Source organism: Acidovorax sp. M2(2025) (assembly GCF_049330835.1).
Taxonomy (GTDB): domain Bacteria; phylum Pseudomonadota; class Gammaproteobacteria; order Burkholderiales; family Burkholderiaceae_C; genus Acidovorax.
The window spans coordinates 3,586,053-3,608,597 of record NZ_CP186262.1 but is presented as its reverse complement, the minus strand read 5'-3'; the positions used below and the strand labels follow the sequence as shown (position 1 = coordinate 3,608,597).

General features: G+C 62.0%; 18 protein-coding genes. 4 read left to right on the top strand and 14 right to left on the bottom strand.

The annotated features are described in order from the left end of the window. Window positions 1-16: 16 nt before the first annotated feature. From ACOYR3_RS16665 to ACOYR3_RS16600, 14 genes are all read right to left on the bottom strand, one after another. Complete coding sequence (locus tag ACOYR3_RS16665) at window positions 17-2,248, bottom strand: hypothetical protein (RefSeq protein ID WP_422843438.1); 2,232 nt, start codon at window positions 2,246-2,248, stop codon at window positions 17-19. Between the two features lie 3 nt (window positions 2,249-2,251). Beyond that, window positions 2,252-3,115 carry a hypothetical protein gene (locus ACOYR3_RS16660; protein WP_422843437.1) on the bottom strand — a complete coding sequence of 288 codons (864 nt, stop codon included), beginning with the start codon at window positions 3,113-3,115 and terminating at the stop codon, window positions 2,252-2,254. A gap of 9 nt (window positions 3,116-3,124) precedes the next feature. Next, window positions 3,125-3,757 carry a class I SAM-dependent methyltransferase gene (locus tag ACOYR3_RS16655; RefSeq protein WP_422843436.1) on the bottom strand — a complete coding sequence of 211 codons (633 nt, stop codon included), beginning with the start codon at window positions 3,755-3,757 and terminating at the stop codon, window positions 3,125-3,127. A 37-nt stretch (window positions 3,758-3,794) separates the two neighbouring features. After that, window positions 3,795-4,733 (bottom strand): glycosyltransferase family 2 protein, encoded by a 939-nt coding sequence (locus ACOYR3_RS16650; protein ID WP_422843435.1) that lies wholly within the window; start codon window positions 4,731-4,733, stop codon window positions 3,795-3,797. A gap of 346 nt (window positions 4,734-5,079) precedes the next feature. Further along, window positions 5,080-6,903 carry a phospholipase D family protein gene (locus tag ACOYR3_RS16645; protein WP_422846609.1) on the bottom strand — a complete coding sequence of 608 codons (1,824 nt, stop codon included), beginning with the start codon at window positions 6,901-6,903 and terminating at the stop codon, window positions 5,080-5,082. A 159-nt stretch (window positions 6,904-7,062) separates the two neighbouring features. Further along, window positions 7,063-8,265 carry an ammonium transporter gene (locus ACOYR3_RS16640; protein ID WP_422843434.1) on the bottom strand — a complete coding sequence of 401 codons (1,203 nt, stop codon included), beginning with the start codon at window positions 8,263-8,265 and terminating at the stop codon, window positions 7,063-7,065. 138 nt (window positions 8,266-8,403) lie between these two features. Next, the gene (gene ribD / locus ACOYR3_RS16635) at window positions 8,404-9,516 is read right to left on the bottom strand and encodes a bifunctional diaminohydroxyphosphoribosylaminopyrimidine deaminase/5-amino-6-(5-phosphoribosylamino)uracil reductase RibD (RefSeq protein ID WP_422843433.1); all 1,113 of its coding nucleotides are present in this window, start codon (window positions 9,514-9,516) and stop codon (window positions 8,404-8,406) included. Between the two features lie 24 nt (window positions 9,517-9,540). Continuing rightward, on the bottom strand, window positions 9,541-9,975 hold the full coding sequence (locus ACOYR3_RS16630; protein WP_422843432.1) for a type IV pilin protein: 435 nt from the start codon (window positions 9,973-9,975) through the stop codon (window positions 9,541-9,543). A gap of 11 nt (window positions 9,976-9,986) precedes the next feature. Continuing rightward, window positions 9,987-13,667, bottom strand: a complete 3,681-nt coding sequence (locus ACOYR3_RS16625) for a PilC/PilY family type IV pilus protein (protein WP_422843431.1) — start codon at window positions 13,665-13,667, stop codon at window positions 9,987-9,989. A 103-nt stretch (window positions 13,668-13,770) separates the two neighbouring features. Beyond that, window positions 13,771-14,580: a pilus assembly PilX family protein gene (locus tag ACOYR3_RS16620; protein ID WP_422843430.1), complete on the bottom strand. Its 810-nt coding sequence runs from the start codon at window positions 14,578-14,580 to the stop codon at window positions 13,771-13,773. A gap of 41 nt (window positions 14,581-14,621) precedes the next feature. Beyond that, entirely contained in the window at window positions 14,622-15,503 is an 882-nt protein-coding gene (locus tag ACOYR3_RS16615) for a PilW family protein (RefSeq protein WP_422843429.1), read from the bottom strand. Between the two features lie 63 nt (window positions 15,504-15,566). After that, window positions 15,567-16,238, bottom strand: a complete 672-nt coding sequence (pilV, locus tag ACOYR3_RS16610) for a type IV pilus modification protein PilV (RefSeq protein WP_422843428.1) — start codon at window positions 16,236-16,238, stop codon at window positions 15,567-15,569. Beyond that, window positions 16,235-16,810 carry a GspH/FimT family pseudopilin gene (locus tag ACOYR3_RS16605; RefSeq protein WP_422843427.1) on the bottom strand — a complete coding sequence of 192 codons (576 nt, stop codon included), beginning with the start codon at window positions 16,808-16,810 and terminating at the stop codon, window positions 16,235-16,237. The genes pilV and ACOYR3_RS16605 overlap by 4 nt, the downstream gene beginning before the upstream one ends. A gap of 21 nt (window positions 16,811-16,831) precedes the next feature. Beyond that, complete coding sequence (locus ACOYR3_RS16600; RefSeq protein ID WP_422843426.1) at window positions 16,832-17,368, bottom strand: GspH/FimT family pseudopilin; 537 nt, start codon at window positions 17,366-17,368, stop codon at window positions 16,832-16,834. 587 nt (window positions 17,369-17,955) lie between these two features. Between ACOYR3_RS16600 and rpsO the strand changes: the two genes are divergently transcribed. From rpsO to tpiA, 4 genes are all read left to right on the top strand, one after another. Beyond that, complete coding sequence (gene rpsO / locus ACOYR3_RS16595) at window positions 17,956-18,222, top strand: 30S ribosomal protein S15 (protein WP_291486243.1); 267 nt, start codon at window positions 17,956-17,958, stop codon at window positions 18,220-18,222. A 206-nt stretch (window positions 18,223-18,428) separates the two neighbouring features. Beyond that, complete coding sequence (gene pnp, locus ACOYR3_RS16590) at window positions 18,429-20,675, top strand: polyribonucleotide nucleotidyltransferase (RefSeq protein ID WP_422843425.1); 2,247 nt, start codon at window positions 18,429-18,431, stop codon at window positions 20,673-20,675. Window positions 20,676-20,772: 97 nt separating this feature from the next. After that, window positions 20,773-21,759, top strand: a complete 987-nt coding sequence (locus tag ACOYR3_RS16585; protein ID WP_422843424.1) for an NAD(P)H-quinone oxidoreductase — start codon at window positions 20,773-20,775, stop codon at window positions 21,757-21,759. Window positions 21,760-21,761: 2 nt separating this feature from the next. Next, window positions 21,762-22,511, top strand: a complete 750-nt coding sequence (gene tpiA / locus ACOYR3_RS16580) for a triose-phosphate isomerase (protein WP_422843423.1) — start codon at window positions 21,762-21,764, stop codon at window positions 22,509-22,511. Window positions 22,512-22,545 lie beyond the last annotated feature (34 nt).

The window sequence follows — 22,545 nt, the reverse complement described above, 5'->3', positions numbered from 1 at the left end:
GGCTGCGCTCGCCGGTTCATGGCTGGCGCCCCCGGCCTTCCGGCAGCAATTGGTAGCCGCTGAGTGACATTTGCGTGTCTGCTTCCACAAAAACCCGGATTTCCAGGTCGTCCACGTCCTCGGGAAGGTGGAGCTGCGCTTCGAGCAAGCGGTGGGACGACTCCGGCTGTGCGGGCAGCGGGAACCGCGCGTACGTGGCCGAACCCTTATCCCCCACGACATCCATCCATGCGCTACCGGCATGGTCCACCTCGCCGAAAATGCTCAGCACATAATTTCCGGAACGCATTGGCGCATAAGGGCCAAAATGCAGAAATCCGGATTTTTTTGTGGTCACCAGCTTTCCGCCCACAATATTGCCGACCTGGGTCGGCGCATTCTGGGTGAATTGTGTTGATCTCAGGCAATCTGGAACGATGCAGTACTTCTCATGAGCCTCTTGGACAATTTGGCGGGCCTTGGCCGGTGCCAGATACTCGGGTTTCAATCGGACCACGGCATAATAGGCTTCGTCCGTAATATGAAAATATCCGGAATTTTCCAGTTCCTTCCGGGCCGGGGCAAGGACATCGCGCTCGGTCGCCGGGTAAGGCCATTGATGAGCGGCCGCCAACATGTCGATGTAGGGCAATACCACCGCATCGGCGTCCCTCTGCGCCAAGAGCCGAATGATGCGCGCTGAAAGGTCCGGGGGCGCGCTGCCCATGGGCAGGTCTTTCAACACTGCGGGCCAATAGACCCGGGCGTCACTGTTGTTCTTGTCGCCTCCTATGTTGTAGGCAATGATCCCCAGCTTGGCTGCAAGGTAGTTGACGAGAAAATCATTTCTCCAAGGAATGAATGCAACGTGCTCCCCTGCCTTTAGGGATTTTTCCATGCCGCCGAGAAGATCCTGGTCAATGGCCATGAATTGCAGGCGATTGGAATGGTATTCGTTGAATTTCTGCTCCAGGTCTGGAATGTTCAATACCGTGATGGCCGCCAATCCGGCGGCTGCCCAGGCCGTTGGCTTCTTGCGGCCGCTGGCCAGTGCCAAAACGACAAGCGCCCAGGCACCCAGGCATCCCAACGCGCTCCAGCGGTAGCTGGCCCGCATGTTCTTGAATCCGGGAATTCTCTCTGACAAGACGCCCGTACCCGTGGGCGCGATGGCGTACTGTTCTTCCATCATTTGAGAAGCCTCCGATTCGGGCTTGAGGGAGTAAAACTTGAGAGACGGTCCCAGGGCCATATAAAACCCCACGAGAGTTATCAAGGCAAACGGGTATTTGTATTGGCTCTTGGAAAATATCCAGAAAATGGACGCTCCCGCTACCAGGGGCAGGCTAAAGGTCGTGATCCATACGGAGGCATCGCCAAAGAAATCTTCGGGAGACCTGGGCACGCTCCAGCCTAGCAGGTCCGGAATCCAGTGCACTCCTTCTGTAGGGGTCAGAAAGAAGCTGACATCGGCCCCCCAGCCGCGGAAGAAATCGAGATCGGCGGGCTCATATTGGCTCTTTCCGATATAGAGCGTAAAGATGGCATAGGCTGCGGCAAAGCACGCGCCGTGAAGCAGAAGGCGGCGGGGCGTCACCGTCTTCCGGACTGCAAGAAAACACCCCAGCAGGGAGGAGCCTGTGGCGAACATCATGAAGGTGTAGCCATCCATGAAAATGGCAACAACGCAAGCTACCCCATAGGCGGCCAAGCTTGGCAGCAACCGCTGCGGTGTCTGGGTGAAGAACTGGAGGGCCACCCAGAAATAGCAGGGCAGCAATGCAATGCCCACCGACAGAAGCGAATAGCCCGCATGGTTCCATACCACCGGCATCGTTCCCCACGCCAGCGCCGCCAATGCCGATGAAAGAGGCGACGCAGCCATAAACCGCGCCAGACCATAGGCTCCCCAAAAGGCGACGGTCAGCCAGCATGCGATCATCAGGGCATACGCATCGGCGGCGTGGAGCCCCATCTTGATGAAAATTGCGGCAATCCATGCGCCGGGCAAACCAAATGCCATGGCTGCGGGATGTGGGGCCCCAAAATTGTGAGCGTAAAACCCGATAAAAGGCTGGTTGGCAAACGACTGGGAAAACCCGGTCACCCAAACCGCCTGCCCCAATGTGGGAAGACCGAAAAACGGCAGGGCACCGTTAACCACCAGGACCGCCAGCCAGGCGAGAAGTAGCGCGCCCGCGGCTCTCCAATGGGTGGGCGATTGATCTCTCTTGGAGAATGCGGAGGTGGAAATGGGGCCGGAAGCCATTTTTTAGCGGAGGTGGCGCTTTCTTTGGACGCAAGCGCAAAAAAACAATAAATCACCGCACACCGTGACGATGCGTCCCATCACAACGGCAATCAACAAATGGCTGGGTTGCACGGACGTGCCCAGCATAAAGAGCAACGCTGCCTCCCGGACCCCGACACCCGCCGGGGCGCCCGGCGTGGCCAGGCCCAGCAGCCACGACAGCACGTACGCCCCGCAGATGCTCGCCAATGGCAGTGGCCCGTGGCCGGAAACCATCGTCAGGATCAGCCAGAAAACGAGACCCGAAAGCGCCAGAAACAGCAGCTGGAAACCCCAGGCCGCAGCCAGGTGGCGCGATACATGCCGACGCAGGACCTGAGCGATTGCAGCGATGCAAGCGCAGAAAACCAGGAAAGCAGCCCATTCGGGCACCAGGGCCGTCCACAGCGGGAGGGCGAGGATGCCGAAAAATGCCCCTGCGGCTGCCAGCATGCCCAGTTCATAAGCGGTGGACCGGAGCAGCGGCCCCGCGGCCAGCCCTGCGGCGAGGCCTATCGCCTGCCGGCCGGCAAACTGAAATATATTGCCAGGCACATATTTCGCCAGCTGAGAAAGGCCATAAGCGTTGACTGCCCAGTTGCGTTCCGCAGGCAACTGCAGAAATGCAAGAGTTTTCAACCATGCCATGGCCAGCAGCACATTAGCGCCACCATTAATAAAAGCCAGCAGGGCGATAAAAAACCATTCAACCGGTGAAAAGCGATCCGCTGCGATCTGGCCAGCATATTGATGAAGGCGCACGGCCACAAACAATACACCTGCCGCTCCGAGGCCTCCGCCGACGATGTGGAGTATTTTTTTGAAATGTGGCTTCACGTAATGCACGAAAGCCCGTCAGTATTTTTTGCACAGCAACATGGTCCAGGGCAGCGGTTTTCGGATTTCCTGCACTTCGAAGTACTTCTGCACCAGATCGACAAATGCCCGGCTGGACCAGTGTTGTATGTGGCCGGGGGTATTTCCCAGGCTTGACCAATATTTGCCTCGCGCCAGGTTCAGGGCGCACCAGAGGGGCTCGCGAGGCACGCTCAGGATGATGTTCCGTGTGGCAACACGCCGCAGGGCCGCCAGGCCGGCTTCAGGATCGTCCAGGTGCTCCAGCACTTCGCAGCAGACGATGAGGTCTGCACTGTCGTCGCCCTGCGCAAGCTCATAGATACTCCGGCGCGAGAAAAGGGTGGGGGGAAGCCCTCGCTCCGCTGCGTTTTCCTGAGCGAGCGCAATCACTTGCTCCGAAAAATCACTGCCTTTGACCTGCATTCCTTGCTGATGCCAGGCCAGGGTCCAGTACCCCTCTCCGCAACCGACCTCATGGATGGTCTCGGGCGCTGCCTTCGAAACCAGGGCCGACAGGGATTCGGAGAAGCCCCGCATCAGCCGGCGCGCTATCGGGTTTTGGGTGGAGTACTTGTTGTAATTGTTGCCAACGACAATGCCACCTTCGCGCAATCCTTCGGATATTTTCATGGGTTGCTGTATCGAGAGATTTCGTGATTCATGGGTTTCAAAGTCCTTTGCGCGATTTCAGCTCCAACCGCATATCCTCCGCCAGCTTTCTGTTTGCCGCCAGCAGGTCTGCAAGAAATGCCACCATGAAGGTCTGAAAACCCATTCCCAACAAGACGCTTGAAAGAATCAGGGACTGCACGTGTCCCGAGCCGTCGCCACTGAAATATTTCCAAAGGAACCGCAAGCCAATCAAAAATCCAAGTCCGAACAGCACGGAGCCAATGGATATGAAAAAACGAAAAGGCTGGTAAACGATAAAAATACGTAAAATGGTGATGATGCTGCGCTTGACATAGGACGGAATGCTCTTGACCAAGCGAGACGGACGCAAATCTCCATTCACCCGTATCGGGACCCAGGTAATGGCCATGTTTCTCTGCCCTGCCTGGATAATGGTCTCCAGGGTATAGGTATAGTCATTGAAAACCATCAAGCGCTGGGCCGCCGCCCGGTTGATTGCGCGAAAACCGCTGGGTGCGTCGGGAATATCGGTATTGCTGGCAACGCGGACGACCCAGCTGCCTAGTTTTTGAAGCATCTTTTTGATGGGCGAGAAATGCTCAATGGCCTCGATCGGCCGCGCACCCACGACGATGTCGGCGGTACCGGCGACAATAGGTGCGGTGAGCGCGGGAATATCCTGCGCGTTGTACTGATTATCGGCATCTGTATTGACGATGACGTCGGCGCCCAGCTTCAGGCACGCATCGAGGCCGGTCATGAAGCCGCGCGCCAATCCTTGGTTTCGCGTATGCCGAACCACATGGTCCACACCATTTTCCAGCGCGACCCGCACGGTGTCGTCGGTGCTTCCATCGTCAATGATCAGCCACTCTACGGTGTCAAACCCTGCGACGCTGCGGGGCAAGTCTTTCAATGCAATGGCAAGGGTCGCTGCCTCGTTGAGGCAGGGAATTTGGATGATCAGCTTCACTAAGTCCGTTCCTCTCGCACCAGCCGGGGGCAAATGCACTACCCGGATGAGCGTTTCTGCATGCGCACGCAGGCCGGCCGGGTTGCCAAGCGCACGGTGCACGTTGTCTGGGGCGGCGGTGCGATCCCCAGGCCCCTGTGCGAAGTGCGCAGGGCTCGGCGGGGGCGGTGTTGCAATGTTCTGCCGCGCGTGGCGTGGACTGTGCCGGACAGTGCGCGAGGGACCAAGCCCCCAAGGAGTTAACGGTTATTCACAATGGCTGGGCGGCGTCGACAGCGGCGTTTGCGCCTTGCTGCCTCTCCCGGTCCGCAGCGCACACTTTCCGCGCGATTCGTGCAGGGCATTCCTAGAGCAGATGGTCCGGCGCCAGCGGGCCCAGCAGCTGGAGCATCATGCGCAGCGGGAGGCTGGCGTCAGGCTCCGTGGTGGCGTCGGGCAGGCCGCTGCCGGCGGGTGCGCGCCATACCAGTGCGCCGCCGTCCTGCAGCTGTACCTGCCAGGCCACTTCGCGCAGCGCCGCTTCGATCTGTGCGGTCGCGCGGCGTGACAGGCTGGTGCTGCGGATGAGCAGGGCGATCTCGGTGTTCTGCCGTTGCGAGCGGATATCCAGGTTCATGGACCCGACGACCAGCAGGCGGCCGTCCAGGATCAGGAGCTTGGAGTGCAGCATCGCCCGCGAACTCCCTGGCGCCCCCGAGGAGGTGCCGCCTTCCGCACGGCCGCCCGTGCTGCCGGTGGAGCCCAGGGCGCCCCGCAGCCCGCTGGGCAGCTCGCTGCGCATCTCGTACAGCTCCACGCCCATGGCCAGCAGATCGGGGCGGTGCCGCGCGTAGCCGGCGTGGGCGATGGGGGCGTCGTTGGAGGCCAGGGAGTTGGTGAGCACCCGCACCCGCACGCCACGGGCCCGGGCGGCGGCGAACGCCTGTTTCATGTCGGGGCCGGGTACGAAATAGGGCGAGATGATGAGCAGGTCCCGCCGGGCCTGGCCCATGAGCTGCAGCAGCCCGTCCACCACGGTATCGGTCTGCGCGTCCGAGGCGGTGGACGGGGTGCCAGCATTGACGGGCGATGCCGCAGGGGCCGGGGCTGCGGGACCCGGCGCCGTGATCGCCCGGGGCGAGGCCTTGGCAGGCGGAGTCTCGGGGAGGCGGGCCTCGGGCCCACTACCGTCGGGCGGTATCTTCGCTGGCCGATCCACCAGCACGGCTGCCGGAGCCCAGGTGAAGGGCACCCGGGCCAGGTCCATGGGCTGCTGGTCCCACACCCGCGCGCGCTGTTCTGCAAGGGGGGGCGCTGCCGGGCTTGGCTGTTGGCCGTCCGGTGCAAAGGCGCCGCCCTGGCCGGCGATGCGCTCGCGCCGTGTCGCGTCGGCTGCGCGCGCCTGTTGGCTCAGGGCTTCCAGCTCCTCGCGCGTCACCAGCGACGGCACGGGGTAGGCGCGCTCGTTGTTCCAGTAGCTGTCAAAGCTGCGTGACAGCTCCTGCACCACTGGCCCGGCCGCCAGCACGTCCAGGTCCACGAAATTGCCGGAGTCTGCATGGCCGAAGTAGGCATCGCCCAGATTGCGCCCGCCGGTCACTCCGAGGGCGTTGTCTGCAATGAAGAGCTTGTTGTGCATGCGCTGCTGCACGCGGGAGAAGTCCCCCAGCGCGCTGAACATGCGCCCCAGCGGCGACCCGCGCGCCCCGGTCAGCGGGTTGAACATGCGCATTTCAATGTTGGGCACGAACGCGAGCCGCATCACCTGGGCATTGCGGCCTGCGCTGTGGAAGTCGTCCAGCAGGATGCGCACGCGCACGCCCCGCTGTGCCGCCGCAATCACCCCCATCAGCAGGCGTTCGCTGCTGGCGTCGGCGTGGATGGCGTAGTACTGCAGGTCCAGTGTTTTCTGGGCCGCATCCACCAGGGCCAGCCGGCTGCCATAGGCCGCCTGGGGCCCGCTCAGCAGCAAAAACCCGGAGGGGTGGCGGGCTCCGGCCGCCGCGCGGCGCTCTTCCACCAGCCGGCCCAGGGCCGTGGTGGCGGGCGCGGCCAGCGCGGTGGACACAGGGCGCTCCACCTGCTTGGGCAGCCCGCTGGCGCAGCCGCCGAGCGCGCCTGCAACCAGCACGGCGGCCAGTGCGAGCCAGCCGTACCGGGCGCTGGCCTGAAGCGCGGCCGGAAAGTCCATGACAGAAGCACTGGGTGAAAAGCGCATGGCGCCATTGTGGCGCTGCCGCTGCAGGCCCGTGTGTCGGACGCCGCGCCAACGCGACAGCAAGGCCGGCCTCGCCTCGCTTGCCGGGCAGGACGTTGTGCCTGCGTTGAACGGCGTGACGCGCTGCCCGGCTTACCAGCTGGCGTCGCGGTCTGGTGTCGCGCTGATCTTGTGGATGGACAGGTCGGCGCCGTCGAACTCTTCTTCCTGCGTGAGGCGCAGGCCGACCACCCGCTTGATGACACCGTAGACGACAAAGCCGCCCGCCAGCGCCCAGACCACGCCCATGCCCGTGCCGATCAGCTGCGCCGAGAAGCTCACGCCCCCCAGGCCACCCAGCGACTTGCTGCCAAACAGCCCGGCTGCCAGGCCCCCCCAGGTGCCGCACAGGCCGTGCAGGGGCCACACGCCGAGCACGTCGTCGATCTTCCAGCGGTTCTGCGTCAGCGTGAACATCACCACGAAGATCGCGCCCGCCACGCCCCCGACCACCAGCGCGCCCAGGGGATGCATCAGGTCCGAGCCCGCACACACGGCCACCAGCCCCGCCAGCGGGCCGTTATGCACGAAGCCGGGGTCGTTCTTGCCCAGCAGCAGGGCTGCCAGGGTTCCGCCAACCATCGCCATCAGCGAATTGACGGCCACCAGGCCGGAGAGCTTGTCCACGGTCTGCGCGCTCATGACGTTGAAGCCGAACCAGCCCACCACCAGCACCCACGCGCCCAGCGCCAGGAAGGGGATGTTCGAGGGCGGGTGCGCGGAGATCGCCCCGTCCTTGCGGTAGCGGTTGGCACGCGAGCCCAGCAGCACCACGGCCGGCAGGGCAATCCATCCGCCCATGGCGTGCACCACGACGGAGCCGGCGAAGTCATGGAACTCCTCGCCCGTCAGCGCCTTGAGCCAGGCCTGCACGCCGAAATGCTGGTTCCAGGCAATGCCTTCAAAAAAGGGGTAGACAAACCCCACGATCACGGCCGTGGCCATCAGCTGCGGCCAGAACCGGGCCCGCTCCGCAATGCCGCCCGAGACAATCGCCGGGATGGCGGCGGCAAAGGTGAGCAGGAAAAAGAACTTGACCAGTGCGTAGCCGTTTTGCTGAACCAGCGACTCCGCGCCCACAAAAAAATGGGTGCCGTAGGCCACGCCGTAGCCCACCGCAAAGTACACCACGGTGGACACGGAAAAATCCACCAGGATCTTGACCAGTGCGTTCACCTGGTTTTTCTTGCGCACGGTGCCCAGCTCCAGAAACGCGAATCCCGCGTGCATGGCCAGCACCATGATGGCCCCCAGAAGAATGAACAGGGCATCCGCGCCCTGTTTGAGTGCTTCCATAACGTCCTCGTGCGATTGAATGATCTGATTTGGTGCGTCGGTGGCTTGGATACCGAGTGCGCACCAAATTGAAGCAAAAATCGCGCCAAAGTGGATTCGGGGAGTGCACCCTTTGGGGGCGGGTGCCTGCGGCGTGGGCTAGAACCGGCCGCGCCCCGCCACGCGGGCCACGATGCGCAGGTCCGGCCCGATAGAGTCCGTTGAGAGGAACTCGAGCGCCAGCCCATCGGCAAGCACCGTCAGCGGGCCGAAATCCGCCATGCCATGCCCTGGGCCCAGCAGCCGGGGCGCCAGGTACAGCAGCAGTTCATCGACCAGGCCTTCGCGCACCAGCGAGCCATTGAGCTTGTGGCCCGCCTCGACATGCAGCTCGTTGATGCCGCGCCTGCCCAGGTCTTGCAGCATGGCCTGCAGATCCACCTTGCCGCGGCTGTCGGGGAGGTGCACCACCGTGGCGCCGCGCTCCCGCAGTGCGGCTTCTTTTTGAGGATCCGAAGGGGCCGCGGTGTAGATGTAGTAAGCGCGGCCAGCTATGAAAATGCGAGCATCCAAGGGGATCTGCAGGCGGCTGTCCACGATGACCACATGTGGCTGGCGAGGGGTGAATACCTCGCGCACATCGAGCCGCGGGTTGTCGTCCAGCAGGGTGCCGATGCCCGTGAGCACCGCACAGGCCCGTGCACGCCAGGCGTGGCCGTCCGCCCGTGCGGCCGGCGACGTGATCCACTGGCTGGCACCGTTGGACAGGGCCGTGGTTCCATCGAGCGAGGCGGCTGCCTTCATCCGCACCCAGGGTGAACCCCGCACCATGCGGCTGAAGAACCCGATATTGAGCTCCCGCGAGGCCTGCGCGCCCGGCCCCACCACCACCTCCACCCCCGCAGCGCGCAGGCGCTCAAAGCCGTGGCCAGCCACCAGGGGGTTGGGATCGGTGAGCGAGGCAACCACCTTGGAAACGCCCGCCTGGATCAGCGCGTCACAACACGGCCCGGTGCGGCCGTGGTGGGAACAGGGCTCGAGGGTGACGTAGGCGGTGGCGTTCCGGGTGCTCTGCCCCCGGGCCGCCGCGTCCCGCAGCGCCATGACCTCTGCGTGCGGCCCCCCGGCCTGCTGCGTGAAGCCCCGGCCGATCACCGCCCCATCCGGGCCCACCAGCACGCAGCCTACGCGCGGATTGGGGTTGGAAAGAAAAAGCGCCTGGGCGGCGAGCCCAAGCGCTTCATCGATGGGGTGGGGCGCTGCGGTGGTCATGCGCCCTGGATGGTAGCGCAGACGCTATTTGTTCCAGCAGTCGGCGGCCGTTGCGCCGGCAGAAAGGTTATTTGCTCCCCGCGTACCCGTATTGGTCAGGGTGAAATCCCCGCACTTGTCCGTAGCTTGGGCGGTTCCTGCCTTGCGGGTGGCCACCAAGGTGAAGGCGGCGTTGGTGTTCCCGGCTGCGAATCCAATGGTGTAGCGTTTGCTGGGATCGCCCGCCCACGTCAGGTTGCTAGGCAACGCTGTCGGGTATACGCCGGTCGCGGTGGACGCACGTTCCAGCCACTGCTGCGCCTGGAGCAGCCCTGCCCGCGCATCCGCTCGGTGACCGCGCCGGACGTATTCCGCATAGCTGGGGTAGGCGATGGCCGTTAGGATGCCAACAATGGCCACGACGATCATCAGTTCGATGAGCGTGAAGCCTCGTTGCCCTTTCCGCAGATGTCCAATCATGGTGCTTGTTCTCATTTCAGTTGGCGCCAGCTTGGGCGCATGGATTGTTCGGGCATGCGGTTCAGCGTGTCCCGTGCGCCACCGCCCCCGGTGAGATCCTGAATGCGATCTCGCTTCGTGATCAGAACCGGCGTACCCGTCTTTACAGGAGCCCGAGCAACTTTCTTGTCGTCGGTGTTGTAGATGCCGTTGTTGTCATAGTCCACCAACTGCACCGACGGGAGTTTGCCATCCATGATATTGATCAGGGTACGGAACTGGCTGCCGGCGCTGGTGTCCACTTTCACCGGCACGCAACTCTCGTTGATGTTGTCGCTCTCGCTGTTCTTAGTGCCAGAGGGCGATTCACTGTAGACCGCGAGAATATTGCTGCCATCAAAAAACTGCATGGGCTTGAGCAGCCGCTCGCCGGCAAATGGCAGGTCCACGTACCAGCCCTTGTAATCCTTCCAGGTTGCCTTTTTGAGTTCCTGCGTGGCATTGATGGTGGCGAAATCACCATCTACTGTCGTGATAGTTTGCTTGGCGAGGGGTTTACCGTCGTTGGCCATTGTGCCCACGGGGGCAGGGGTGGGCACACAGGTGTCGGGCGCGGTGTCGCAGTCACCTGCACCGGGATGGACTTCCAGCGCAGTTTTGTCAGTGTTCATGCGGTAGCGTGTGTTGTCCAAAACGGAGTACAACGTCTGCACGTTCTGCGTAATGTCGGTCCTCCGGTCGTTCGCGGTGAGGTTGCGGCCCGTGCCGAAGGCGACCATCATGCCCCCAATGGCAACGGTCTTGGCGCTTGCACCGGAGCCCACTGTCATGGTGCGATCGTTTGCGCGCACGATCGGCGGGGCGGTGATCGGCTGGATCTGTCCTCGCGTGGTGTCGGTCAGTTTCACAGGGCCGCGCGCGGTGAACAGTGGCTTGTTGTCACCAAAAGCCACCTTCCATTTTGTGTCGTCCGTGCTGGTGAGATCAAACTTCCAGAGATTGCCCAGGTTATCGCCTGCATAGACCACGTCGGTCTTGCCGTCGCCATTGAGGTCAACCAGCGCGGGCGATGCCAAGCCGTTGTCGTTGGCATTGCCGGTGCCCGTCGCAACGGTAGTGGCCTGGATGCGCAGCAATTTCTTGTCGGTGCCATCGAGGTACTGCACCAGCAGCACGGGGCGCTGATTGGCGCTGTTGTAGCCGTTGCCCATCACCACAGCCCATCGGCCGTTGTTCATGCGTGTGATCTGGGTGGACTCTTGCAAGTTGGCAGGGTTGCGGCCCGGCTGGGCAACAATGTTGCCGATGTCTTTGTCTTCTTCTACGGCTGTGAGGCAGTCGGTTTTCGCCGAGCCCGAAAGCACCGAACAATCAGGCGCGGCCTCACCCTTAGCGCGGGTACGGTCCATCACTACCAGATCGGCCACAGGGGTGCTGCCGAAGCTGGAGGGGTTGGTGACATTCAGCACAAAGTAGCCCTTGCCACCGGCGCCCAGCGCCCCCACCAGCAGGGTCTTCCAATTGGTTCCGTCCTTGATGTCTCCCGTCATTGGAGAACCATCGACGTAGTAGCGGTGCTGATAATCCTTGTCGGTCAAGTCTTTCAGCCCGCTCACAACGCCACGCGGCACATAGGCGATCAGCTCTTTTCCGTCGGTCGCAGAGAAGCCGTGCAGCATGCCGTCGTTGCCACCCACATACAAAACCGGCGTGCGGTTCTTCTGCGCCGTTACAAAGCTGGAATACCCCATGCCGTAGTTGCTGATCGGCCGGCCGGTGTACCAGATTTCAGAGTTGACGATGTCACCCTGGCGGCTGAAGCGCTCGCGCAGCGGCTTTGCCGATGTAGTGCCTTCCAGCGAGCGGTCGCCCCGGATGTAGTTGACGATATTGATGCCCTGGGTCTTGAGCGGGTCGGTTGTGGTATCACCCGAGGTAACGCCCAGCAGGGCCAGTTTTTGGGCTGTGCTGTAGCCGATCGAGGTACCCGATGTCCATTTGAACGGGATGCCTTTCTTCGTATCGTCACTCCAACTGAGTACCAGCCGGTTTTCGATGTCTGCAGAAGTCAGCTCGTCCAGCCGGTCTGCGGTGGACTTGCCTTGCCAGCCGGCAACGACATCCGGGAAGCGGATGCACTTGAGGCCTGGGTCCTCCTTCGTCGGACAGGCATATTCCTCGGGTTCGATGGCACGCGTCGCGGTGATGGAGCCGCTCCATGCCCTCTTGGGGCTGTAGATCGACGCAAAAATGCCGGCGTTGCTTTGCGAAACGTTGTAGCCGCTCGTGCTGCCCCCGCCCGCGATTTCATCGGGCAGAGGGGCACTTTCCTCGTTAATCTTGCCAATGATCTCGGTAAAAGCCTTTGCCAAGTCCTCGGCCTCAGATACCGAATAAAACCGGCCGCGACCGTTAATGGAGGCATGCCACAAATCAAGCGCACGCTTGTCCTCTGCATCCATGGCCGGCCAGGTTTGAAAGCCGGTTACCAAGTCGATGAAGCTGTTGTCATAACCAAAAGGAACTTTGGCGGTCGGTCCGATGATATTGTCGGCGCCAGGCCAGGTTGTGGCATCATCGCTGAATCCAATTGTGTACGTTACCATATGTGGCCACGTTGCTGGGTTGTATTTTGGGTTCCAATATTTTTGCAAATTTACCGATTTTGTCTCAGTGCCGTCTGGCACTCTGCAGTTATCGGTCGTGCCACCTAGCCATTCTCCGGACATACTCAGACAGGCGGCTTTTCTCTTGCTGGTGGTGTTGCCGGTAGCTGTTACGATTTTAAATTTATTTCTAGTTGCAGAAAATAGTTCCGTCGCCGGGGCTTCGTCATAAATTTTGGAGGGTTTAAGCTTGTCTGAATCCTTGAGGTTTGCAGCAGGTTGCAAGGGATCCATCCAGCTTTTGAACGCCCAATCGGAAATGGTGTCGGTATAGTTGTCGTGATAGATTTTGGTCTGGTCGGATGTGGTGCTGAACGCCTGCCGGTCGCCCAGCACGGGCCAGTTTTGCCCATCTTGATCGCCCCCTGATACGGCCCCGTTCCAGCGGCCGTCAGTCATCAGAATGTGGTAGTTCCGGCGGCACCCAAGATACTCGGTGGATTTGCTCCCGGTTCCGCCCGGATCAGTGGCCCAAGGGCTTGTATTGTTAAGGGGGCGTCGCATATACGCATCTGCTTGGCTGGGAAGCCGATGCAATGGGGTGCCACTACCCGGCGCCAAGCCGTTGACGAAAGCAAGGAAATTGTCGCGGTGTACTTTGTTGGTGCCGACGACCGCGTCAATTGGGCGCATGGACTGGGTGACCATGCCGGCCGCATTGACATTTTTCTGGGTGCCGTTGTTCATGGATTGCCAGGCAATCCGCAGCTTGTTCTCTGGTATGAGTTCCTTGTCCTTGAAAACCTTGTTCAAGGCATATTGCAGAACTTTGACTCGCCTGGCGTCATCTTTCCATTTTCCGTTGATATCAGGTTCGGTATAGCCTGGGCCTGTAGCTGTCGAGCCGTCGCTGCCCGTTTTGACGCCGAAATTCATACTGCCAGAATCATCGACCGAGATAATCACGTTTGGCGCTACAAAAGCCGATTTGGACGTCGGCAACGGGGGCTCTTGTACCAGCTCTAAAGCCCATGCAGGGGTTAGCGCGGCGCCAACGGCGATGGCCAGCAGGTTCTTCTGGAAGGGGATGCTCTTGGTGCGGGGCATGGTCTGCTCCTTCAGGGTAAATCAGAATATATTTAAACAGGCTTGAAACGCTTATGTGGAAAGCGCTTGCAGCTATTGATTCAATAGCAATCGGTGCGGAGCTTCAATCCTTCGTCCGTTGGCGCGCATAGGTTTCTTGCAGTACCACGGTGGTGCCCGGTTTGTGCCCTAAGGCCAAGGCCGTAATGCGAAAAACGACATACACGTCGAGGTTCAGTGGCAGTTCGCTGGTGGAGGAGTCCACGATCAGATGGGCGCTTTTAGCTTTGTCGCTGTAGCGCAAGACCTCAATCCAGTACCAGCCACCTCGCCCATCCTCAGTTTCGGTCAGGATGGGGTTGAGTGGGCCAGCGTTCGTGGTGTTTGCCGCGCCGGTGTATTGGCCATAGCGAGCGCCTACAGCCATCAGTTCAGACAGCGGCACTTCCCCAAGGGCCGCATTGGCTGCGGGTTTGATGGGAGTCGTTGCGGTGGCGTAGTTCCAAAAGTCTTGCCGCCCCACGCGCCGTGCACACAAGGCATCCTTGCAGCGTGTGGGCTCGGCTTCGAGCGCTGTAATCAGCGGATTGATTTCGTTGGTGTCACCCGGAAACTGCAGCTTGCTGGTGTACGCGCGGCACGGAGATGCCGCACACAAGGTGCCATCGGCCATCTCGCCTCGAATGTCGAGCTCGGCGTCTTGCAGCAAGGCCTGGGCGGCTTCATAGGCGCGCTGGTAGTTGGCGTCGTTGCCCACGACCATTTCATTGAACAGCGAGGTGCGCGACGCCCACAGCGCCAGCAGCATTGACAGCATGACAAAGACGATGACGACAAACAGGGCCACACCCTGCTGGCGGGTGGCAGCGACGGGGGGGCTTATGCCACTGTTGGCGGGTCGGCGGGAGCAGGCGAGGTGCGAGTGGTATGGCATGGCGATGGATTCGTGTGTCCTGAGGAGACCGATTGCGGCGATCAGGACTCGTTGGTCAGCAGGCCCTGGCTGCGCAATTGGAAGGTGCTTGTAAAGAGCATGTGCATGCGATTCCTGCGCGCGCCTGCCAGCGCAGTCATGTCCACTTCATCGCCCTTGCAGTCGGTGTATTTACTGCCAGCGGGCATGTCGATTTGCTCGCTGCCATAGAGCACAACGCAGATTTGCATGCCTTGCACGCGGCGCCATGTGGGGTCGATGGCCGATGTGGGCATATCGCTTCCCTTGATGTATTGCAACTTGCTCCCGGCGCCATCGGTGGTTTGCACCATATAGGTAACGTAAAACTGTGCGATGTTCTGCGCGAGGGGCTGCGGAATCACGACATCGTTGCCTTGGCACCGGAGGGTGTCATTGGCAAATGTGAAAATGCTTTCTACCCGCTGATCGGTGCTGGCGTTGCCTGGCGCCCCCACGCAGTTACGCGCTAGATAATCGGTACCGATATCGTCGTCGGTAGCGTTGTCGGCAAAGAAAACGTTTTCTTGGTATCGCCTGAAGCCGGTTGTCACGGTGTTTTCGCTGCCAACCAGCGTGTCTTCTTGAGCAAAGCTGTTTCCACTGATTGCATTTGCCTTGATCTCAAACACAACGGCGCTCAGTACGTCTGTGCTGGCGGTTCCCGATGGGTCAGGGTTCAGGTACAGCGATCCGGTTTGGCGCAATTGCTGGCCGATCACTCGCATGATGTAGGCGCCCTGTTGCTGTATGCCACTGGCGTCGCTGACGGTGCCTGAAATACCGCGGGAGACCATCAGTGCGCCCATGGCCACAGCGACGACCAGCAGACCGATGACAATGCCGACCATCAACTCAATCAGCGTTACGCCGCGTTGCCGGAGGGGGGGGTGGAAAGTTTTCATGTTCGTGGGGCTCGCCAGATCGGTGTCAACTGCGATGGAATTTAGGCGCTGTGCCGCTCGCCATTACGAGCAATAAAACACCTTCGTGCCGCTGCCGTTGTCATAGGGCGCGCAGCGGGCGGCGACCGGGAGGTACTGCAAGTGGCAGGTTTTGTCGGCCGGGCAGGCGTTGGCAGCGTCGGTTCCGGCACTAAGAAGGCCGGCGGTGCCGTCGCTGGTGGTTGCGCGGAGCTTGGTCGCGTCAATATCGTCTTTGTATGTGGCTGCCGTGTCGCGCTCGTTCTCGCGCCAAGCGATCACGACGCCCAATTGGCGGCGGTTGGCGTCCACAGTCTCGCCCGGCGCGAGAAAGATGCTGGCCTGTCCTGCTGGAAGGGTCTTCTCCACCGTTGTCTTCCATTGCTTCAGGTCGTAGCCCGCCTGCTCTTCGGGAGTGCAGGGCGTGCCGCTGCTGCAGTCGGTGGCGGTCAGAGAGCTTCCCTTTTCGCCATAGCCAGATTCGTAGTTTTTGAGGCCCAGCAGCGCGTTGGGGTTTACTTTCATGCGCTCGCTCAAGTCCTCTATCAGGCGAATGGCTTGTGCGCGGCGCACGGTGGTTTGGGTGTCTGTCAGCGTACGCATTTGCACACCCAAGATGCCCAGAATGCCCAAGGCGGCAATGACAACGGCCACCAGGGACTCGATCAGCGTGATGCCGCGTTGGTTTTTTCGTTGTGTGGTGGTCATGATCGTCATGGGGTGCAGGGGACGGCTTCTTGGGGGATGATGCGGACGCTGCCAGCGGAACTCATGCAGACACCGCGTGTGCCCATATGCGAGGCGCTCTTGTTCAGGGGGATCAATGTGAAGCCGGCATAAGTACCGGAGACGAGGCCCCAGCGGTTTAGCTTGATGCGGGCCCCGCCGTTGTTGCGGTTAACGTGCACCTTGGCAGACGTCTCAAAGCGCTGCAGCACAGGGTCGGCAGCGGTGCAGGTCCCACTGCCATTGGTGTCGTGGCAGACGATCCAGCCACAGTCCCATGCATCGGTTTCCGTGGCGCTGGAGCAGCCGTTGGTGTTGTTGGGAATCTTTTGTATCACCACCTGCCCGCCTCGCTTGATTGCTTCGGAGCGCGCGTGGTACAGGGTGGCTTGGAGCTGTTCTGCCGATTCGCGCACGCGCCAGTTCTCGATCAGCAGTGTGAAGCTGGGGCTGGCCAAGGCGGCCAGGATGGCCACGATGGAAACCACCACCATCAACTCAATGGCGGTAAATCCGGTCGCAAAGCGCCGGGCCTGTGCCGATGGGTTGAGGGGTATTCGCATAGGGATGTTGGCCTTTACGGCTCAGGTACAGGCAGCGCCTTGTTTCTTTTGCTCTATGCGTCCCCCGCTCACAATGCACAGCCGGATGGCGCTGATATCGGTCGTGCTTTTGCCGGTGGGGTGGAGCAAGATGTTCATTCCGAGGGCGGGGGCGCCGCCGCTGGTCTCAGAGAGCATGCCCCACCGATCTATATACAGCATATTCACGCCGCCGCTCTGGACCAGTGTGAGGTTGCTGGGGGCTGTACTGACCTGCAAATCCGTCGTGACGCCGCCCTGGGTGTGGGTGACCTTCCAACCCTGATTCCACCCTCCGGAGGCGTCAATTGCGACGCCGCCACCGCGCTTGATGGCTTCCGAGCGAGCGAAGTACAAGGTGGATGTCAGTTCCTCGGCAGCGCTGCGTACGCGCCAGCGTTCAATGAGGGGCCGGAAACTGGGCGCTGCCAGGGCGGCCAGAACGGCAACGATGGCGACTACGACCATCAGTTCAATCGCGGTAAAGCCGCGTTGGGCTGGTTGGTCAGGGCATCTTGGCAATGGGCGCAGGGCGTGCATGGCCGCGATCGTAAGAAGTCTCTGATCGCTTCCATCCAGTACCCGCGACAAGTGGTGCCGTCGCCGTGACGAATGGCGTTATTTGCGCGTGTACCCCCTGCAGGCGCCTGCGTTGTGCAGCCCCTTGCATTCGCGGTACATCCGGCGGTCGTGCTCTGCCGACGTTTCCTCGGAGCTGCTGCGTTGGTAGGTCACCTTGCTGACGCCTTTCCTTTTTGCCGCTGGAGCGGAGTCAGCCGGTGTTGGGTGGGCGCCTTTCGTTCTCGCGGACGCGGACGCAGCGCCAGACAGTGTGCCTGCTACGAGGAGGCAGGCCGCTGCAAAGGGAATCCATCGCTGCGTCGTGAGAGGTGAAGGGCCAGTTGGCAAGGAGGCGGTGGTGTGGTGTTTCATGGGCACGTTTCCCTCGGATGGTCGTGCCAGTATGGCCGGGCGCGCAGGCTTGGTAACGGGCCAAATGTCAATCAGAGTTATAATCCCTGGGTTTTGCACGGTGCAAGACGCACGCCCGCAGCCTTTCCAGCCGCTGGCGCAAGTAAAAACCCAGGGTCCGCACGCTGTTCGGGCCTGTCTCCAAGGAAAAACCAATGATCGCATCTTCCATCAAGGCTGAGGTCGTCAAGGCCAACGCTCGTTCTGCCAACGATACGGGCAGCCCAGAAGTCCAGGTGGCTCTGCTGACCGCCCGCATCAACGAGCTGACGCCCCACTTCAAGACCCACGCAAAGGATCACCACGGTCGCCGTGGCCTGCTGCGCATGGTGAGCCGCCGCCGCAAGCTGCTGGACTACTTGAAGGCCAAGGACGCTGACCGTTACACCGCGCTGATCGCCAAGCTGGGTCTGCGCAAGTAATCTTTGCAGCATGCAAAAACGCCTGGGTTAGTCCGCTAGCTCAGGCGTTTTTTACTTCGGAGCCGCAAAACAGAGCGAAGCTGTGTCATTCCAATGGGGCGCGCCAGCCGATGGCCGCCGCGCCCCACTGGAATGGCATCGTGTTCTGAATTGCCCTCCATCCCAATCTGGCAGCGCGCTGCCAGCTATTAAAACAGGAGCTGAACATGAGCATTTTCAACAAGGTCACCAAGACATTCCAATGGGGCGACAAGACCGTCGTCATGGAAACCGGGGAGATTGCCCGCCAGGCCTCCGGCGCTGTGCTGGTGAACATCGACGACACCGTGGTGCTGGCCACCGTGGTGGGTTCCAAGATCGCCAAGGCCGGCCAGGACTTCTTCCCCCTGACGGTGGACTACATCGAAAAGACCTACGCCGCCGGCAAGATCCCCGGCAGTTTCTTCAAGCGCGAGGCGAAGCCCAGCGAGCTTGAGACGCTGACCAGCCGCCTGATCGACCGTCCCATCCGTCCGCTGTTCCCTGAAGGCTTCTACAACGACGTGCATGTGGTCATCCACACCATCTCGCTGAACCCCGAAGTGGACGCCGACATTGCCGCCATGATCGCCACCAGCGCCGCGCTGTCGATCTCGGGCATCCCGTTCAATGGCCCTATCGGCGCTGCGCGCGTGGGCTACATCAACGGCGAATACGTGCTGAACCCGGGCCAGACCGCCCGCAAGAATTCGCAGATGGACCTGGTCGTCGCCGGCACCGAAGCCGCCGTGCTGATGGTCGAGTCCGAAGCGCAGCAGCTGTCTGAAGACGTCATGCTGGGCGCCGTGGTGTTCGGCCACGAGCAAGGCAAGATCGCCATCAATGCCATCCATGAACTGGTGCGCGACGCCGGCAAGCCCGTGTGGGACTGGCAGGCGCCCGCCAAGGACGAGCCCTTCATCGCCAAGGTCACGGGCCTGGCCGAGGAAAAGCTGCGCGCCGCCTACCAGATCCGCAGCAAGCAGGCCCGCACGCACGCGCTGCGCGAAGCCACGGCTTCGGTGCTTGCGTCGCTCAAGGCCGAAGGCGTGGAATTTGATTCCGTGAAGGTCGAAGGCCTGCTGTTCGAGATCGAAGCCAAGATCGTGCGCAGCCAGATCCTGGCGGGCGAGCCCCGTATCGACGGCCGCGACACGCGCACCGTGCGCCCCATCGAGATCCGCAACAGCGTGCTGCCCCGCACGCACGGCTCCGCGCTGTTCACGCGCGGTGAAACGCAGGCGCTGGTGGTCTCCACGCTGGGCACCGAGCGCGACGCGCAGCGCATCGACGCGCTGGCTGGCGAGTTCGAAGACCGCTTCATGTTCCACTACAACATGCCTCCCTTTGCCACCGGCGAAGTGGGCCGCATGGGCAGCACCAAGCGCCGCGAAATCGGCCACGGCCGCCTGGCCAAGCGCGCCCTGGTGGCGGTGCTGCCGACGAAGGAAGAGTTCCCCTACACGATGCGCGTGGTGTCGGAAATCACCGAATCCAACGGCTCCTCCTCGATGGCTTCCGTGTGCGGCGGCTGCCTGTCGCTGATGGATGCGGGCGTGCCCATGAAGGCGCACGTGGCCGGCATCGCCATGGGCCTGATCAAGGAAGACAACCGCTTCGCCGTGCTGACCGACATCCTGGGGGATGAGGACCATCTGGGCGACATGGACTTCAAGGTGGCTGGTACCACCAACGGCATTACCGCCCTGCAGATGGATATCAAGATCCAGGGCATCACCAAGGAAATCATGCAGGTGGCGCTGGCCCAGGCCAAGGAAGCGCGCATGCACATCCTGGGCAAGATGCAAGACGCCATGGGCGAGGCCAAGACCGAAGTGTCCAGCTTCGCGCCCAAGCTCTACACCATGAAGATCAACCCCGAGAAGATCCGCGACGTGATCGGCAAGGGCGGTGCGGTGATCCGCGCCCTGACGGAAGAGACGGGCTGCCAGATCAACATCGAAGAAGACGGCACGATCACCATCGCCGCCACCGATGCCGCCAAGGCCGACGAGGCCAAGCGCCGCATCGAGCAGATCACGGCCGAAGTCGAGATCGGCAAGGTGTACGAAGGTCCCGTGACCAAGATCCTGGACTTCGGCGCGCTGATCAACCTGCTGCCTGGCAAGGATGGGCTGCTGCACATCAGCCAGATCGCCCATGAGCGGGTGGAAAAAGTGTCCGACTACCTCACCGAAGGCCAGATCGTGAAGGTCAAGGTCCTGGAAACGGACGAAAAGGGCCGCGTCAAGCTGTCGATGAAGGCCCTGGCCGACCGTCCTGCTGGCAGCGACCGCCCGGCGCCTGCCGAGCGCGGTGACCGCGAACCGCGCCGCGACCATGCTCGCGACAACAACCGCCAGCCGGCGGAGCAGCAGCAACAGCAGCAGCAGGCCGTGCCGTCGTCCGACGGTGCTGGCCAGATGGCTGGCTGATCGATATTTGCTATTGTTTTTGTAGCTTCTTGCGCTGACTGGATAAGCGAAAGAGGCCAAAAACACTTCAAATAACCGACTGTTCGAGGAGTCCGACATGCAAGCTGTCGAGATCACGTCCTTCGGGGCGCCGGAGGTGCTGCGCCTGGGTGAACGCCCTGTGCCGCAGCCCGGCGCTGGCGAGGTGCTGATCCGTGTTGCTGCCAGTGGCATCAACCGGCCAGACGTGCTCCAGCGCAAGGGGCACTATGCCCCGCCGCCCGGGGCTTCCGACCTGCCGGGCCTGGAGGTTGCCGGGGTGGTGGAGTCCGGCGACGCCGCTGCGATGGCCGAGGCGGGCCTGAAGGTGGGCGACCGAGTTTGCGCGCTGTTGGCGGGCGGCGGGTATGCGCAGTGGTGCGTCGCACCGGTCGCGCAGTGCCTTCCGGTGCCTCTGGGCTTCAGCGACGTCGAGGCGGCCTCGCTGCCCGAGACCTTCTTCACCGTGTGGAGCAACGTCTTCGACCGCGGGCGCCTGCAGGCGGGCGAGAGCCTGTTGGTGCAGGGTGGTACCAGCGGCATTGGTGTCACGGCCGTGCAATTGGCGCGGGCAATGGGCGCCACGGTTCTGGCCACGGCAGGCAGCGACGCCAAGTGCGCCGCCTGCCTGCAGCTGGGGGCGCACCACGCCATCAACTACCAGACCCAGGACTTCGTGGCCGAAGCCCAGCGCATCACGCAGGGGCGGGGCGTGGACGTGGTGCTGGACATGGTTGCCGGCGACTATGTGGCGCGCGAGGTGGAGAGCCTGGCCGAAGACGGCCGGCTCGTCATCATTGCGGTGCAAGGCGGGGTGAAGAGCGACTTCAATGCGGGGCTGGTGCTGCGGCGCCGGCTCACCATCACGGGCTCGACCTTGCGTCCGCGTCCGGTGGCATTCAAGGGTGCCATTGCCCGCGCCCTGCGCGAGCAGGTGTGGCCCTTGCTGGAAGCGGGGAAAGTGCGCCCCGTGATCCACAGCACCTTTGCCGCGGCGGAGGCCGCCCAGGCCCATGCCTTGATGGAGTCGAACCAGCACATCGGCAAGATTGTTTTGACGTGGTGACCATGAAAAGCAAGAAAAAACTCATCGCTGGCAACTGGAAGATGAATGGCAGCCTGGCTGCCAACGACGCGTTGCTCAAAGGCCTGGTCGCAGGCCTGGCCGAGGCGGCCTGCGACGTCGCGGTGGCCGTGCCTGCTCCGTATCTGGCGCAGGTCCAGGCGGCCGTCTTCGGGTCGGTCATTGCGGTGGCTGCACAAGACGTTTCGCAGCACGACGCTGGCGCCTACACCGGCGAGGTGTCCGCGGCCATGCTCAAGGACTTCGGCGTGCGCTACGCCCTGGTGGGGCACTCGGAGCGCCGTCAATACCATGGCGAGACGGATGCCGTGGTGGCCGAGAAGGCGCAGCGCGCGCTGGCTGCAGGGATTACGCCCATCGTCTGCGTGGGCGAGACGCTGCAAGAGCGCGAGTCCGGCCAAACCGAGGCCGTGGTCAAGCGCCAGCTGGCCGCGGTGATCCACTTGAACGGGCATTGCATCAGCGAGGTGGTGGTGGCGTACGAGCCGGTCTGGGCGATCGGCACCGGCCGCACGGCGTCGCCGGAACAGGCGCAGGCCGTGCATGCCGTGCTGCGCGCGCAGCTGGCGGCCGCCAGCGAGCACGCCGACCGCATCCGCCTGCTGTACGGTGGCAGCATGAATGCGGCCAATGCAGCCCAGCTGCTGGCCCAGCCGGACATCGACGGCGGCCTGGTGGGGGGCGCATCCCTCAAGGCCGCGGACTTCCTGCAAATCATTGGGGCCGCCCGCTGAGGCGCCCTGCAACTATTCAATCCGGAGTGAACAA

Excerpts from the sequence above, each read along its gene's own strand:
- ACOYR3_RS16665 (WP_422843438.1), bottom strand. The coding sequence starts at position 2,248 with ATGGCTTCCGGCCCCATTTCCACCTCCGCATTCTCCAAGAGAGATCAA.
- ACOYR3_RS16655 (WP_422843436.1), bottom strand. The coding sequence starts at position 3,757 with ATGAAAATATCCGAAGGATTGCGCGAAGGTGGCATTGTCGTTGGCAAC.
- ACOYR3_RS16645 (WP_422846609.1), bottom strand. The coding sequence starts at position 6,903 with ATGGACTTTCCGGCCGCGCTTCAGGCCAGCGCCCGGTACGGCTGGCTC.
- ACOYR3_RS16640 (WP_422843434.1), bottom strand. The coding sequence starts at position 8,265 with ATGGAAGCACTCAAACAGGGCGCGGATGCCCTGTTCATTCTTCTGGGG.
- ribD (WP_422843433.1), bottom strand. The coding sequence starts at position 9,516 with ATGACCACCGCAGCGCCCCACCCCATCGATGAAGCGCTTGGGCTCGCC.
- ACOYR3_RS16630 (WP_422843432.1), bottom strand. The coding sequence starts at position 9,975 with ATGATTGGACATCTGCGGAAAGGGCAACGAGGCTTCACGCTCATCGAA.
- ACOYR3_RS16625 (WP_422843431.1), bottom strand. The coding sequence starts at position 13,667 with ATGCCCCGCACCAAGAGCATCCCCTTCCAGAAGAACCTGCTGGCCATC.
- ACOYR3_RS16620 (WP_422843430.1), bottom strand. The coding sequence starts at position 14,580 with ATGCCATACCACTCGCACCTCGCCTGCTCCCGCCGACCCGCCAACAGT.
- ACOYR3_RS16615 (WP_422843429.1), bottom strand. The coding sequence starts at position 15,503 with ATGAAAACTTTCCACCCCCCCCTCCGGCAACGCGGCGTAACGCTGATT.
- pilV (WP_422843428.1), bottom strand. The coding sequence starts at position 16,238 with ATGACGATCATGACCACCACACAACGAAAAAACCAACGCGGCATCACG.
- ACOYR3_RS16605 (WP_422843427.1), bottom strand. The coding sequence starts at position 16,810 with ATGCGAATACCCCTCAACCCATCGGCACAGGCCCGGCGCTTTGCGACC.
- ACOYR3_RS16600 (WP_422843426.1), bottom strand. The coding sequence starts at position 17,368 with ATGCACGCCCTGCGCCCATTGCCAAGATGCCCTGACCAACCAGCCCAA.
- rpsO (WP_291486243.1), top strand. The coding sequence starts at position 17,956 with ATGATCGCATCTTCCATCAAGGCTGAGGTCGTCAAGGCCAACGCTCGT.
- pnp (WP_422843425.1), top strand. The coding sequence starts at position 18,429 with ATGAGCATTTTCAACAAGGTCACCAAGACATTCCAATGGGGCGACAAG.
- ACOYR3_RS16585 (WP_422843424.1), top strand. The coding sequence starts at position 20,773 with ATGCAAGCTGTCGAGATCACGTCCTTCGGGGCGCCGGAGGTGCTGCGC.
- tpiA (WP_422843423.1), top strand. The coding sequence starts at position 21,762 with ATGAAAAGCAAGAAAAAACTCATCGCTGGCAACTGGAAGATGAATGGC.